13 protein-coding genes, 1 other RNA gene and 1 pseudogene are annotated in these 13,909 nt (G+C 67.1%); 9 read left to right on the forward strand and 6 right to left on the reverse strand.

Annotated features, from left to right (window positions below):
• Positions 1 to 43 precede the first annotated feature (43 nt).
• The 4 genes and pseudogenes from AC3ANW_RS13485 to AC3ANW_RS13500 all read left to right on the forward strand — a co-directional run bounded on the left by AC3ANW_RS13485 (position 44) and on the right by AC3ANW_RS13500 (position 4,486).
• Entirely contained in the window at positions 44 to 778 is a 735-nt protein-coding gene (locus AC3ANW_RS13485; protein ID WP_488341359.1) for a gluconate 2-dehydrogenase subunit 3 family protein, read from the forward strand.
• A 12-nt stretch (positions 779 to 790) separates the two neighbouring features.
• Positions 791 to 2,552: pseudogene (locus AC3ANW_RS13490) on the forward strand (GMC family oxidoreductase).
• A 14-nt stretch (positions 2,553 to 2,566) separates the two neighbouring features.
• Positions 2,567 to 3,928, forward strand: coding sequence for a c-type cytochrome (locus AC3ANW_RS13495; protein WP_488341360.1), 1,362 nt, complete (start codon positions 2,567 to 2,569; stop codon positions 3,926 to 3,928).
• Positions 3,929 to 4,027: 99 nt separating this feature from the next.
• Complete coding sequence (locus AC3ANW_RS13500) at positions 4,028 to 4,486, forward strand: DoxX family protein (RefSeq protein WP_488341361.1); 459 nt, start codon at positions 4,028 to 4,030, stop codon at positions 4,484 to 4,486.
• 7 nt (positions 4,487 to 4,493) lie between these two features.
• Here AC3ANW_RS13500 and AC3ANW_RS13505 read toward each other — a convergent pair whose 3' ends face one another.
• Positions 4,494 to 5,216 (reverse strand): Crp/Fnr family transcriptional regulator, encoded by a 723-nt coding sequence (locus AC3ANW_RS13505; protein WP_488341362.1) that lies wholly within the window; start codon positions 5,214 to 5,216, stop codon positions 4,494 to 4,496.
• 29 nt (positions 5,217 to 5,245) lie between these two features.
• On the opposite strand from AC3ANW_RS13505, the gene AC3ANW_RS13510 reads away from it, so the two are divergent.
• Both AC3ANW_RS13510 and AC3ANW_RS13515 read left to right on the forward strand, forming a co-directional pair.
• Positions 5,246 to 6,880: an adenylate/guanylate cyclase domain-containing protein gene (locus tag AC3ANW_RS13510; RefSeq protein WP_488341363.1), complete on the forward strand. Its 1,635-nt coding sequence runs from the start codon at positions 5,246 to 5,248 to the stop codon at positions 6,878 to 6,880.
• Positions 6,881 to 7,030: 150 nt separating this feature from the next.
• Positions 7,031 to 7,387: a hypothetical protein gene (locus AC3ANW_RS13515; RefSeq protein ID WP_488341364.1), complete on the forward strand. Its 357-nt coding sequence runs from the start codon at positions 7,031 to 7,033 to the stop codon at positions 7,385 to 7,387.
• 16 nt (positions 7,388 to 7,403) lie between these two features.
• Here the strand turns inward: AC3ANW_RS13515 and AC3ANW_RS13520 are convergent, their stop codons facing one another.
• The 5 genes from AC3ANW_RS13520 to dnaX all read right to left on the reverse strand — a co-directional run bounded on the left by AC3ANW_RS13520 (position 7,404) and on the right by dnaX (position 11,931).
• Positions 7,404 to 8,459, reverse strand: coding sequence for an ABC transporter substrate-binding protein (locus AC3ANW_RS13520; RefSeq protein WP_488341365.1), 1,056 nt, complete (start codon positions 8,457 to 8,459; stop codon positions 7,404 to 7,406).
• Positions 8,460 to 8,541: 82 nt separating this feature from the next.
• Positions 8,542 to 8,937, reverse strand: a complete 396-nt coding sequence (locus AC3ANW_RS13525) for an MAPEG family protein (RefSeq protein ID WP_488341366.1) — start codon at positions 8,935 to 8,937, stop codon at positions 8,542 to 8,544.
• A gap of 26 nt (positions 8,938 to 8,963) precedes the next feature.
• Positions 8,964 to 9,554 (reverse strand): recombination mediator RecR, encoded by a 591-nt coding sequence (gene recR, locus AC3ANW_RS13530; protein WP_488341367.1) that lies wholly within the window; start codon positions 9,552 to 9,554, stop codon positions 8,964 to 8,966.
• Between the two features lie 9 nt (positions 9,555 to 9,563).
• Complete coding sequence (locus tag AC3ANW_RS13535; RefSeq protein WP_488341368.1) at positions 9,564 to 9,896, reverse strand: YbaB/EbfC family nucleoid-associated protein; 333 nt, start codon at positions 9,894 to 9,896, stop codon at positions 9,564 to 9,566.
• A gap of 58 nt (positions 9,897 to 9,954) precedes the next feature.
• Positions 9,955 to 11,931 (reverse strand): DNA polymerase III subunit gamma/tau, encoded by a 1,977-nt coding sequence (dnaX, locus tag AC3ANW_RS13540; RefSeq protein ID WP_488341369.1) that lies wholly within the window; start codon positions 11,929 to 11,931, stop codon positions 9,955 to 9,957.
• A gap of 58 nt (positions 11,932 to 11,989) precedes the next feature.
• On the opposite strand from dnaX, the gene AC3ANW_RS13545 reads away from it, so the two are divergent.
• The 3 genes from AC3ANW_RS13545 (at position 11,990) to AC3ANW_RS13555 (ending at position 13,753) form a co-directional block, all read left to right on the forward strand.
• Positions 11,990 to 13,111, forward strand: coding sequence for an AIR synthase-related protein (locus AC3ANW_RS13545; protein ID WP_488341370.1), 1,122 nt, complete (start codon positions 11,990 to 11,992; stop codon positions 13,109 to 13,111).
• A 30-nt stretch (positions 13,112 to 13,141) separates the two neighbouring features.
• An RNA gene (ffs, locus tag AC3ANW_RS13550) (signal recognition particle sRNA small type) lies at positions 13,142 to 13,238 on the forward strand.
• 257 nt (positions 13,239 to 13,495) lie between these two features.
• A complete protein-coding gene (locus AC3ANW_RS13555; protein ID WP_488341371.1) occupies positions 13,496 to 13,753 on the forward strand; it encodes a helix-turn-helix domain-containing protein in 258 nt (85 codons plus the stop codon).
• Positions 13,754 to 13,909: the final 156 nt, after the last annotated feature.

Raw genomic sequence — 13,909 nt, forward strand, 5'->3', positions numbered from 1 at the left:
CGCATAACAACGACGGCCCACACCGTCGACAAGGAACAAGGTCATGTCTCACGACGCTGCGAGGCGCGGATTTCTGCGCCGATCGATCACGATCGTCCCGGTAGCGGCAGTCGCCGCCGGCTGCTCCCCCACCCCTCCACCCGCCTCCGCCGCCAACGTCTCCACGACGCCTCCAGCGGCATCCGCCAACCCGGCGGCACCCTTCACCCCCCGCTATTTCACCGCTCCCGAATGGGCCTTCGTGCAGGCCGCGGTAGCCCGACTGATCCCGGCTGACGAAACCGGTCCCGGCGGCATCGAAGCCGGCGCGCATGAATTCATCGACCGCCAGATGGACGAAGCCTTCGGCCATGCCGCCATCTGGTACATGCAGGGACCCTTCGCCGACGCCCCGCCCGAATTCGGTTACCAGGGCAAGATGCCGCCCCGCGAGGTCTACCGAGCCGGCATCGCCGCCTGCGACGAGCACTGCAAGAGCGCCTTCGACGGCAAGCTGTTCGCCCAGCTCGACCCAGCGCAGCAGGACGGGGTGCTCAAGGGCATGGAAGCCGGCTCGATCACCTTCGAGAACGTAGCTGCCAAGACTTTCTTCGGTTTCCTGCTGCAGAACACCAAGGAGGGTTACCTCAGCGACCCGATCCACGGCGGCAACCGCAACGGCGTGTCGTGGCAAATGATCGGTTTTCCGGGCGCTCGCGCCGATTTCGCCGACTGGGTCGGCAAACCCGGCGTGCAGTACCCGCTGCCCACGGTCACCATCGCCGGCCCCCAGGGCTGAGGAATCGATCACATGGCAAGCATCAAGAAACCATCGGTCGACGCCGTATTGGTCGGCTTCGGCTGGACCGGCGCCATCATGGGCATGGAACTCACCGACGCCGGCCTGCAGGTGCTGGCGCTGGAGCGCGGCGAAATGCGCGACACCGTGCCCGATTTCGCCTATCCCCGCATCACGGACGAACTGAGCTACGGCATCCGCGGCAAGCTTTTCCAGAACCTGGCGCGCGAGACGGTGACCGTGCGCCACAACGCCGGCGACGTCGCCCTGCCGTACCGCCAGCTCGGTTCATTTTTGCCAGGCGACGGCGTTGGCGGCGCGGGTGTGCACTGGAACGGCCACCACTGGCGGCCGCTGCCCGACGACCTGCGGCTGCGAAGCAAGTACGAGGAACGCTACGGGAAGAAATTCATCCCTGCCGGAATGCAGCTGCAGGACTTTGGCGTGACCTACGAGGAGATGGAACCCTTCTTCGACCAGTTCGAGAAGATCGCCGGCATCTCGGGCCGGGCCGGCAATATCCGCGGCCAGATCCAGCAGGGCGGCAACCCTTTCGAAGGAGCCCGCAACAACGACTTTCCGCTGCCGCCGCTGGCCACCATCAACAGCGCGCTGCTGCGCCCGAGACATGGGTTACCACCCGTTCCCGCAGGCCGCCGCCAATGCTTCCAGGGCATATACCAATCCGCACGGTGCGCAGCTGGGCCCGTGCAACTTTTGCGGATTCTGCGAACGCTACGGCTGCTACAACTATGCCAAGGCATCGCCGCAGACCACGCTGCTGCCGACCCTGATGCACCGGAACAACTTCGAGCTGCGGACCAAGTCGCATGTCACGCGAGTGAACATGTCGGCCGACGGCAAACGGGCCACCGGCGTCACCTACATCGACGCTCAGGGCCGCGAGGTCGAACAGCCGGCAGACCTTGTGATCCTGTGCGCCTACCAGTTCCACAACGTGCGGCTGATGCTGCTGTCGGGCATCGGCAAGCCCTATGACGCCGCCACCGGCAAGGGGGTGGTCGGACGCAACTACGCCTATCAGCTGAACGCCGGCGTCAGCCTGTTCTTCGACCACGACCAGCCGATGAACCCGTTCGTCGGAGCCGGCGCGAGCGGCAGCGTGATCGACGATTTCGACGGCGACAACTTCGACCACGGACCGCTCGGGTTCGTCGGCGGCGCCACCATCAACTGCATCACGACCGGCGGCCGGCCGATCCAGCAGATGGCCGTGCCGGCCGGCACACCCACCTGGGGCGCCGGCTGGAAAAAGGCCATCAAGGACAACTACCGCTACACCGCCAGCGTCGGCAGCCAGGGCTCGGTCATGTCGTACCGCGACAACTTTCTCGACCTCGACCCGACCTACAAGGACGCCTACGGCCAGCCGCTGCTGCGCATGACCTTCGACTGGCGAGCGAACGACCTCGCCATGACCCAGTTCATCGCCGGCAAGTGCACCGACATCGCCAAGGCCATGAATCCCAAGTCGTACACCGTCAACGTGCGCAAGCCAGGCGACCACTACGACGTACGGCCCTACCAGTCGACCCACAACACCGGCGGCGCGGTGATGGGCACCGACCCCGAGACCAGCGCCGTCAACCGCTACCTGCAGACGTGGGACGTGCCCAATGTCTTCGTGATGGGCGCCAGCGCCTTCCCGCAGAACTTCGGCTACAACCCGACCGGCATGGTGACCGGCCTGGCCTACTGGTCGGCCAAGGCGATCCGCGAGCGTTACCTCAAGAACCCGTCGGCCCTGGCCTGAAGGACCAGCACACCATGCCAACCTTCATTACTTCCAGGACCTTCCTGCCTGCCGTAGTGGCCGGCCTGCTGATGGCCGCCGGTTGCGTGCTGGCCCAGACCCCCGTGCCCACCACCGGTGGCGCCACCAGCGGCGAACGGGTGGTCCAGCCGCCGGCCGGTGCGGCGGCGCAGGACCCGCAGGTGATCCGCGGCGAATACCTGGCCCGCAGCGGCGACTGCATCAGCTGCCACACCCGGCCGCAAGGCGTGCCCTTCGCGGGCGGCCTGCCGATGAACACACCCTTCGGCACCATCGTCTCGACCAATATCACGCCCGATCCGGACCAGGGCATCGGCCGGTACACGCTGGACGACTTCACCCGCGCCCTGCGCAAGGGACGGGCCAGGGACGGCCATTACCTCTACCCGGCCATGCCCTACACCAACTTCGCCCGCCTGTCGGACGAGGACGTCGGCGCGCTGTACGCCTATTTCCAGAAAGGGGTGAAGCCGGCCAGGCAGGACAACGCCCGCACCGACCTGAAGTTCCCCTTCAGCATGCGCTGGCTGATGATGGGCTGGAACATGCTCTACCTGAAGGGCGACGCCTACGCGGCCGACACCAGCCAGAGCGCCGAATGGAACCGCGGCGCCTACCTGGTGCAGGGCCTGGGCCATTGCAGTGCCTGCCACACGCCGCGCGGCTATACCGGCGCCGAAAAGGCATCGACGGAAAAGGCTGGCGACAACTTCCTTTCGGGCGCGCTCATCGACGGCTGGTATGCCCAGCCCTTGCGCAACAGCGCCCTGCCCGGCCTGGCGACCTGGTCGCAGCAGGACATCGTCGATTACCTGCGAACCGGTCGCAACGGCCACACAGCCGCCTTCGGCCCCATGGCCGAGGTGGTGGCCAACAGCACCCAGCACATGACCCGGGAAGACCTGGCCGCCATGGCGACCTATCTGCACGCGATACCCGCGGCAACCGGCGCCAGCGCCACTCCGCCCGCAGCACCTCCCTCACCCGATCCTTTGGTGGTGGCGATGCGCCAGGGCAAGGTCGAGAAGCCGGGCGCCATGGTCTGGCTGAACAATTGCGCAGCCTGCCACCGCTCGGACGGCCAGGGCGAGGGTCGCACCTTCCCGGCGCTGGCCCGCAGCAGCGCGGTCAATGCGGCCGACCCGACATCGCTGATCCGCATCGTCCTGCAGGGCTCGGCCATGCCGCATACCAAAGACGCGCCGGCCGCGCTTGCCATGCCCGGTTTCGGCTGGCGGCTGAAAGACGGCGATGTGTCGGCGCTGCTGACCTTCGTGCGCAGCAGCTGGGGCAACCAGGCTGCCGCCGTGTCGGCTGAGCAGGTAGCCAAGGTTCGTGCGGCTCTCCCGAAATAAAGAGGGAAACTTCTGCCCGAATGTGCCAAAACGCACATCCGGACAGAGGCCGAAAGTCGCATAGTCGCGTTTCCATTGCCAACTTTCATCATCACGACCATGAGCCCCACCAATACCCGGACCAGCACCAACCCTTCCGGCGCGCACTACAACCGCGCGTCCTGCGACGACTGGGCCAGGCTGGTGCTTCGATTGACGCTCGGCATCCTGACGCTGCTGCACGGCATCGCCAAACTGCAGAGCGGCCCTGGTTTCGTGCTCGGCCTGGTGCAGCAGGCAGGCCTGCCTGCCTTCGTGGCCTACGGCGTGTACATCGGTGAAGTCATCGCCCCGCTGCTGATCATCGTGGGCTTCTTCACCCGGCCGGCGGCGCTGATCGTCGTGGTCAACATGCTGGTCGCCTTCAGCCTGGTGCACATGAGCCAGATCTTCACCCTGGGCAAACAGGGCGGCTGGGCGCTGGAGTTGCAGGGCTTCTTCCTGTTCACCGCGGTGGTGGTGGCCCTGCTGGGGGCCGGCCGTTTCAGCGTCGGCGGCAGCAACGGCCGCTTCAACTGACACGAACCTAGCTGCGTGCGTCTTCCACTCGGCGCGCCAGTCTTTCGACGTCGGTCACCCACAAGGTGCCGGCGTCTTTTTGCAGCAGCCCGGCACGGACCAATACCGCCAGTTCACGGGTGACCTGCTCCCTGTTGGTGCTGATCTGGCTGGCCAGTTCGGCATGGCGCGGTGCAGGCCGAAGGCAGGCCCGGTTATCGATCACGCCGGCTGCGCGCGCCATGCGCAGCAACTCGGCCTGCAGGCGCTCTGCCACCGGCAGAGTGCTGAGGTCGATCACGCGGTCGCTCAGCCTACGCACCAGGGCCGCCAGGCGTTTCAACATGCGTTCGGCCACCACGGGCTCGTCACGCAGCAAGGCCATGAAACCGGTGCGCGACAGGCTCGCCAGAACGCTGGGCTCCAGAGTCGACACATCGGCTGAACGTGGGCCTTCGTCGATGGCTGCCAGGTCGCCGAACAGCTCGCCGGCCCCGTGGTCGCGGAAGGTGACCTGCCGGCCGGCCGACGAAAAAATGGCGATACGCACCCTGCCCGACACGATGAAATAGACCTCCGGCTCGGGCGGAACGGAGCCGCCCGGCAATGATCGCAACAGCAGCGGCTGGCGCGCTGCGACGTTGTGCCAGGTGCAGTCGCGGGCAAGCTGGTCGAATCGGCCGTCGGACAATCCTTCGAACAATTCGACAGAACGCAGCGCCAGGCTGGAACGGAGGGTGGGAGATGGCATGTTGAATTATCCTGCGGACGTTCCATCCCATGACATCGACGCTGCGCCCCCGTTCCCTTTGCCTGCGGTTTCCCACCCAGCGCGACCTACGCTGGATCAGCGGCCTGGTGCTGCTGGCATATGTCACGCTGCACCTGCTCGATCACGCGCTGGGCCTGGTGTCGCTGGCGGTCGCCGAGGGCATGCTCGCACGGGTGCATGACTTCTGGCACAGCCTGCCGGGCACGGTGCTGCTGTACGGCGCGTCCGCCACCCATCTCGTGCTGGCCTTTGCCGGCGCCTGGGAACGCCGCAGCCTGCGCCTGCCGCCGACCGAGGCGCTGCGCATCCTGCTGGGTTTCTCGCTGCCGCTGCTGCTGGCCACGCACCTCGCGCTGATGCGCTGGGCCTACGACCGGTACGGCGTCGACCCCAACTATGCCCGCGTGGTGCGCGGACTCTGGAGCCCCGGTGCCGCCAGCTTCCAGATCGCCATGATGGTGGCCGCCTGGACGCACGGCTGCCTGGGCCTGCACCTGGCCTTGCGGGCCCGCCCGGCATGGCGCCGCTACCTGCCCGCGTTTGTCTGCGTGGCGGTGCTGCTGCCGACGCTGGCAGCGCTTGGTTTCGTGTCGATGGGCCGCGAGATCGCCTGGACCGGTGCCGGTTCGCCCGAAATGCTGTCGGTCGCGCAGGCCGGTGCCACCGAGAATGCGGCCCGCCTTTTCATGCTGGTGTACGCCGCCATGCTCGGCCTGCTGATGGCTGGCCGCGCGGTGCGCGAATTCGGTCAACGCAAGGCCGGCGCCGCCATCACCCTGCGTTACCCGGGCCGCACCGTCACTGTGCCGCGCGGCTGGAGCGTGCTGGAAGCCAGCCGCAGCCGGCACATTCCCCACCTTTCCGTCTGTGGCGGACGGGCTCGTTGTTCGACTTGCCGGGTGCGGGTGACAGGCGATGCGTCGGCGCTACCCCCACCGGGCGTCGATGAAATCCGAACCCTGCAGCGTGTACGTGCACCCCATGGGGTGCGCCTGGCCTGCCAGCTAAGGCCGACCGGCGACATCGTCGTGGTGCCGCTGTTCGTGCCCGGCCCGCGCGAGGCCAGCGGACGCACCGGGCGCGAGACCGATGTCGCCATCCTGTTCGTCGACCTGCGCCGCTGGTCCGGCCTGTCCGAACGGCAGTGGCCCTTCGACCTGGTCTACACGCTGGACCGCTATTTCGAGATCGTCGGAGGCGCCGCAAAGGACAGCGGCGGCGTGGCCAACCAGTTCATCGGCGACAGCGTGATGGCCATCTTCGGCCTGCAGACCGACCTGTCCACCGCCTGCCGGCAGGCCATGGCGGCGGCGGCCCTGATCAACCGTCGGCTGGACGAATGGAGCGCTGGTTTCGAGGTCGAGTTCGGCCAGCGCATCGACTTCGGCATGGGCCTCCATGCGGGGCGGGCGGTGGTGGCCGAGGTCGGCTGGCAGGAGCACACCACCTTCAGCGCGGTGGGCGAAGTGGTCAACACCGCCAGCCGGCTGCAGGACCATTCGAAGACCCGGGCCTCAAGGCTGGTGGTGTCGGTGCTGGTGGCCGAACAGGCCGGGCTGACGCTGGCTGGTGCGGAAGTCGAGCAGGTTTCGGTGCGCAGCCGCAACCAGCCGCTGGACGTGCTGCACCTGGCGACGCTCTGAAGATCGCCGAAGGCTTTTCAGGCGTCCTGTTTTCTTCCCGGATCGGTGCGCTTGCGCACATCCCCGGCACCGCCGAATCACGAGACTCGTCTTCGTGGCTCGGCAGGTTCGCGGGGCACACGCCAAGAAACGACAAAGGAAGAAATCATCATGAAGACCACCAAGACTCTCGCTCTTTTTTCCGCCACCCTGGGCCTGGTTCTTGCCGGATCCGCCTTTGCCGAGGATGCCCGGTCGGCCCAATACGCGGACACCGTGCCCGCAGTGCCCTCCACGGTCAGCCGCGCCGAAGTCGAGGCCGACCGCAACCTGTGGCTGAAGTCCGGGCTGGCGAGTTATGACGGTTCGCAGTCCGCCGACGCCACGGTGCCTGGCTATACCGACAGCGTGAAGGCCTACCGCGCAGCCCGCAACGGCCCGGCCTATATGGTCGAACTGCGCCGTGTCCAGGGCGTCGAGGCCACCCGCCTCGCGAGCGGCCCCGCACCGGCCGCCAAATCCGAATAAACCGGGCCGGAAACGGTCAGGCCTCGAACCGCTGTTTTGCCCGCCGGGCGAAATCGTTGGTGAACACCCGGTTGAGTTCCATGTGCGCGGTGGCCAGTTCGGGCTCGAAACCCGAGGCCACACGCAGCACCGTGGCGGGTCCGTCCTCGGGCACCAGGCCATCGGGCGAGATGGCCTCGCGCACCTTCTGGAAAGCCGCCAGGTACAGCGCGCGGTCGTCGCGCAGGTAGGCCGGCGGCACCGCCTTGAGGATGTCGCCCGGCCCCGCGGTCTGCAGCCATTTGAGCGCCCGCACCACCCCGTCGGCCAGCGCCTGGGTGGTTTGCGGTCGCTGGCGCAGGAAGGCCTCCGGTGCATACAGGCAACCGGCCGGCATCGGCCCGCCGAAAAGGGCACGGGTGTCCTTCAGCGTGCGCGTGTCGATCACCACACAGACATCGCCCTTCTGCTCCAGCTGGGTGATGAGCGGGTCGAGCGTGGCTAGTGCGTCGACCGTGCCGCCGTGCAGCGCGCTGGCTGCCGAATCGCCCAGCCCCACCGGCACGAAGGTGACATCGCTGGCGCGCAGGTTGCCACGGCTCAGCAGCAGGCTGGCCGCCAGGTGGGTAGTGGCGCCCAGGGTCGACACGCCGATGCGTTTGTTGCGTAGGTCCTCGATGCCTCGGTAGTCGGGCAGGCTGCGCAGCGACACGCCCACCACCACCTGCGGCGCGCGGCCCTCGAGCACGAAGGAGGTGCAGTACTGGTGCCGGCTCTGCAGGCTGAGTGTGTGTTTGAAGGTGCCGGCGCAGACGTCCGCACGACCTGAAAGCAACGCCTGCAAGGCACCTGCGCCGGTGCCGTAGTCGGCGATCTGCACATCCAGGCCCGCAGCTGCGAAGTAGCCCAGGCGTTCGGCGATGGTCAGCGGCAGGTGGTACAGGCTCGACCGTTCGCTGACCGATATGCGCACCAGCGGTTTTTCAGGCTTGGTCTGCGCCCGGAGCAGAGGCACCGAGAAGGCAGCGACACCAAGCGCCGCGCTGGTGATGAGGGCACGCCGGCCGGGCCGAAAAGAGGTTTCCAGGACCATGGCCGCAGCTTAAGTCCGCACCCGCCGATGGCGAATCCGGGTCATCCCCGCTGGGGAAACTCCCCACCCGCAGGGCGGAACCTCAGCGGTAGCCGACGAACAAGAGCCCCACGTTGGCGACGAAGGCCAGCAGGTAGAGCGCGCTGCGCAGGCTGGCGAGGTTGGCGAGGTAACTGGCGACATAGGCCACGCGCAGCACGATATAGGCCAGCGCCAGACCGTCCACCCAGCCCTGCGATGCCTGCAACTGGTGCGCGATGATCACCGCACCGATGAAGAACGGCAGGTTCTCGAACGAGTTGGTCTGCGCCGCATTCGCCCGCGCCCGGTACCCATGCTGGCGCGCCAGCCAGCCGCGCGGATCGTGGTTGTCGAACTTGCCGGCCTTGGCGATGCCCGCACAGACGATGGGCAGCAGCACCGCCGCCATGACGCACCAGTAGGCCAGGGTGAAATGCGGCAAGGTATCGAGGGGCATGGTCGGCTCCGGGTTCCGGTGTGGTTTCAGCGCCGATCGGCCAGCGCATGTGCGATGGTGCCGAGGTCGACATATTCGAGCTCGCTGCCGGCCGGTACACCGCGCGCCAGGCGGGTGGTGCGCAGGCCCCGCGCCTTGAGGCCTTCGGCGATGACATGGGCCGTGGCCTCGCCTTCGGCCGTGAAATTGGTCGCCAGGATCACCTCGACCGTCGTGCCGTCGGTGGCCCGACCGAAAAGATGCTGCAGGCCGATGTCCCGCGGCCCCACGCCGTCGAGCGGCGAAAGCCGGCCCATCAGTACGAAGTAAAGGCCCCGGTAGGCACCGGTGCGTTCCATGGCAGCCTGGTCGGCGGGTGTTTCGACCACGCAAAGGCGGCTGGCGTCGCGCTGCGGGTCGGAACATACCGAGCAGACTTCGGCTTCGGTAAACGTGTGGCAGCGTGCGCAATGCCGCACGCTGGACGCTGCACGGTGCAGCGCCTGCGACAGCATCTCGGCGCCGGGCCGGTCGTGCTGCAGCAGATGGAAAGCCATGCGCGAGGCCGACTTGGCACCCACGCCCGGCAGGCGCCGGAGCGCATCGACCAGGGCGTCGACAGAACCGAGATCAGCCACGCGGCGCGATCAGAAGGGGAACTTCATGCCGCCGGGCAGGCCGGGCATTCCGGCGGTGATCTTGCCCATCTTCTCGGCCGAAGTTTCTTCGGCCTTGCGCACTGCTGCGTTGAAGGCGGCGGCGACCAGGTCTTCCAGCATGTCCTTGTCTTCGGCCAGCAGGCTGGGGTCGATGGTGATGCGTTTGACGTCGTGTTTGCAGGTCATCAGCACCTTGACCAGGCCGGCGCCGGATTCGCCTTCGACCTCGACGTTGCCCAGTTCGTCCTGGGCCTTCTTCATGTTGTCCTGCATGGCCTGTGCTTGTTTCATCAGGCCGGCGAGCTGTCCTTTGTTGAACATGTGCGAAAAATCCTCAGGGTAAGAAATCGAAAGAAACGGGAAAAACGGAGCCGGGATATCAGGCCGGCGTGCTGTCCGGCAGCGGCCGCACCTTGAGACTGCCGGGGACGATTTTCGCCCCGAAGTCGCGCATCATCTCCTGCACGAAGGGGTCGTTGGTAACGACCTCCTCGGCCTTGCGCTGGCGCGCGGCCGCGGCCGCCGCATTGCGGCGCGACGGGCTGTCGATGACGGTGCCGACCTCGACCGAGAGCATATCGGCATGGCCGGCGGCTTCGAGCGCGGCGCGCAGGCGTTCGCGGCTGTTGGGCTGGTTGAGCGATGCGCTCTCGACCCGCAGCATCCAGTGTTTGCCGTCGCGCGCCACCAGCTGCGACTGCAGCGCCAGTTCACGTACCAGTGCGCTGATGGCCTCGGCACGCACCAGCGAACGCACCGTGGTGAACCACACTTCGCCCTCTTCGGTGGCGGTGTAACTGGCGTTGGGTGCGCCGTCGGTGCGCGGGCCGGTGCGGGCGCCGGCCAAGGGCTGCTGGCGCACCTGCATGTTCATCACGTCGCCGGCAGGTACGGGTTCGTGAACGGGCTCGTCGGCAGGTGCATGCCGGGGGCCGGACTCGCGAACCGGCAAGGCGGCCAGCGGTCGGGCGACCGGCGCGGGGGCGACGGTGGCAGGCTCGGGTTGCGAATGGGGTTCGTGTTCGTATTCCGGCGGCTCCGGCATCACCGGCTCGGCGTCTGCATCGGGCGGCAGCTCGATGTCGCCGTCACCGTCGGGATCGACGCCGATATCGGGTTCCGGCGCGGGCTGCGGTGCCGGCCTGGGCTGCTGCGGTTCCGGTGCGACGGCGGCCGGTGCGACGGCGGCCGGTGCGGCCTCAGCCGCCCGCGGCGCTGATTTCAGTGTTTTTTTTTCCGTGTCGGCCGAGCCGGCGCTTGGCTTGAAGGCCAGCAGACGCAGCAACACCATGGTCAGCGCCGCGTATTCGTCCGGTGCCAGGCCCAGCTCGCCACGACCGTGCAGGCAGATGCTGTAGAGCAACTGGCATTCGTCGGCCGGCATGGCATCGGCCAGGCGCGCGGTTTCGGCCGCCTCGGCATCGATCGGCGAGGCGGCGCGTTGCGGCACCGCCTGCATCACCGCCATGGTCTGCAGCACCGCCGCCATTTCCTCGAGCGTGGACGCAGCGGAAAAACCGTTGGAACGCAGCGTCTCGATGGTCTCGACCACCGTCAGGCCGTCGCCGATGGCCAACGCATCGATCAGCCGGAATACATGCGAGCGGTCGACGCTGCCCAGCATGCGGCGCACCGTTTCTTCCTCGACCTTGCCGGCGCCGAAGGCGATGGCCTGGTCGGTGAGCGAAAGCGCATCGCGCATCGAGCCCCGCGCGGCCCGGGCCAGCAGGCGCATGGCCTGCGGGTCGGCCGGCACGTTCTCGCGCGCCAGCACGTCGGCCAGATGCGTCTCGACGGTTTCGGGCGCCATCGGCCGCAGGTTGAACTGCAGGCAACGCGACAGCACGGTGACCGGCACCTTTTGCGGATCGGTGGTGGCCAGCACGAACTTCAGGTATTCGGGCGGCTCTTCCAGCGTCTTCAGCATCGCGTTGAAGGCGGTGTTGGTCAGCATGTGGACTTCGTCGATCATGAAAACCTTGAAGCGCCCGGCGACCGGCTTGTAGACCGCCTGTTCCAGCAGTGACTGGACTTCGTCAACGCCCCGGTTGGAAGCGGCGTCGAGCTCGGTGTAGTCGACGAAACGTCCGGCATCGATGTCGCGGCAGGCCTGGCACACGCCGCAGGGCGAATCGGTGATGCCGCCGGTGCCGTCGGGCCCGACGCAGTTCAGGGCCTTGGCCAGGATGCGCGACACGGTGGTCTTGCCGACACCCCGGGTGCCGGTGAACAGGTAGGCGTGGTGCAGTCGCTGGGTTTGCAGGGCATTCGACAGGGCCTGCACGACGTGCTCCTGCCCCACCATTTCCGAGAAGTTCCGGGAGCGGTATTTGCGGGCGAGCACGAGATATGACATGCCGCCATTTTACGGACCCCGCGGACCACCATCCGCCGCCGACGGATAATCCCGCCCCATGACTTCTGCTTCGACCAACCCGAACACGCTCAGCTACGACCAGGCTGGCGTCAATTACGACCTCATCGACCCCCTGAAGGTGAGCGCCCAGCGCGCCGCCGCCGCCACCGCGGTTCACCTGGGCGGCCATGGTTTCACCGAAGTCGCCGCGTCGCGCGGCGAGTCGGCCTATGTGGTCGACGTCGGTCCCTTCTACCTGGCCAGCATCGTCGAATGCCTCGGCAGCAAGGTGCTGGTGGCCGACGCCATGGCCGAGCTGACCGGCAAGAGCTGGTACGAAGGCATCGCGCAGGACACCATCGCCATGGCGGTCAACGACCTGATCACCGTCGGCGCCACGCCGCTGGTTGTGCAGGCCTACTGGGCGGCCGGCGGCAGCGACTGGTTCGGCGACAAGGCCCGCGCGCAGGCGCTGGTGGCCGGCTGGAAAAAAGCCTGCGACACCTGTTCAGTGGCGTGGGGCGGCGGAGAAACTCCGGCGCTGGCCGGCATCGTCGAAGGCGACCGCATCGACCTGGCGGCTTCGTGCACCGGCATCATCAGCCCGAAGTCGCGCCTTTCGGTCGGTGACGACCTGGCAGCAGGCGACGCCATCGTGCTGCTGGCTTCCAGCGGCATCCATGCCAACGGGCTGTCGCTGGCCCGCAAGCTGGTCGAACGCCTGCCGCAGGGCTACCTGACCGAAGTCGAGCCGGGCCTGAGCTACGGCGAAGCGCTGCTGGCGCCCACCGTGCTGTATTCGCCGGTCACCGAAGCCCTGGCCAAGGCCGGCATCGACATGAAGTACTGCGCCAACATCACTGGCCACGGCTGGCGCAAGCTGCTCCGCCACCCTTCGGAACTGACCTACCGCATCAGTGCGGTGCCGCCGGTCACGCCGGTGCTGGCCTTCATCCAGAAGCATGCCGAGCAGAATGACCGCGAGGCCTACAGCACTTTCAACATGGGCGCCGGTTTTGCCTTGTTCGTCAAGGCCGAAGACGCCCAGCGCACAGTGGAGATCGCCCAGGCGCAAGGCATCGCCGCCATCGTGGCCGGCCAGGTCGAGGCCGGCCCAAAGCAGGTCATCATCGAGCCGATCAACGTGACCTTCGGAACCGAAGACCTGCAACTCCGCTGAGCTATTTGCGTCCGGTTTAGAATGCGGGTTGACGGGCCTCCTCGCATGAGGAAGCGGCCAACCGGGTCAGGTGGGGAACCAAGCAGCCCTAACTGTGGAGTCAGTGCCGGGGGTAAGGCTCGTCAACCCCATAAAGTCCGAAAGGGGCTGTCGAAAGGCAGCCCCTTTTTGCATTCCGGCGCGCATCGCGGCCTCTCCCGAAAGAGGTAGCCGCCGCCGCCACACATGGCACGCCACCGCTCACGCATCGGGGCGATGCGGACAGCCTTGTCGATCTCCAGAATCGACTCGATGAACGGCTCCTCCCTCCCCGCCCAAGGCCGGCTCTCACCCTCCCGGGAACGGCGTGCCAAAGAGCTTCTGGCGTCGCAGCCGGACGAAACCATGTCCGTCGCCGAAGTGGCCAGCGCCTGCGGCCTTTCGCGCACCCATTTCACCCGCGCCTTCCGCCAGACCACCGGCACCACACCGCACCAGTGGGCCCAGCAATACAAGGTGGAACAGGTCAAGCAGATGCTCAGTTTCACCGGCCTGCCGATTGCCGAAGTGGCGGCGGCCTGTGGTTTTGCCGACCAGAGCCACCTCACCCGCACCTTCCGCCAGCGTGTCGGCCTGACGCCCGCGGCCTGGCGACGGCAGTAACCGGGTCCGCAGTCCACGGGCGATGTGGGACTTGCCAGTCCGCTATACCAAGGCTCAATAGAGTTGTCCGACATCTCTGCCTAGACTTGGCTGCAAGAAAGATGCGGCTCCGAAAACGCCTCCAAGAGCGCCCCGGTTTGCCCTGCCGCAGAGGAA

This window comes from Xylophilus sp. PBN-3R (genome assembly GCF_057747805.1).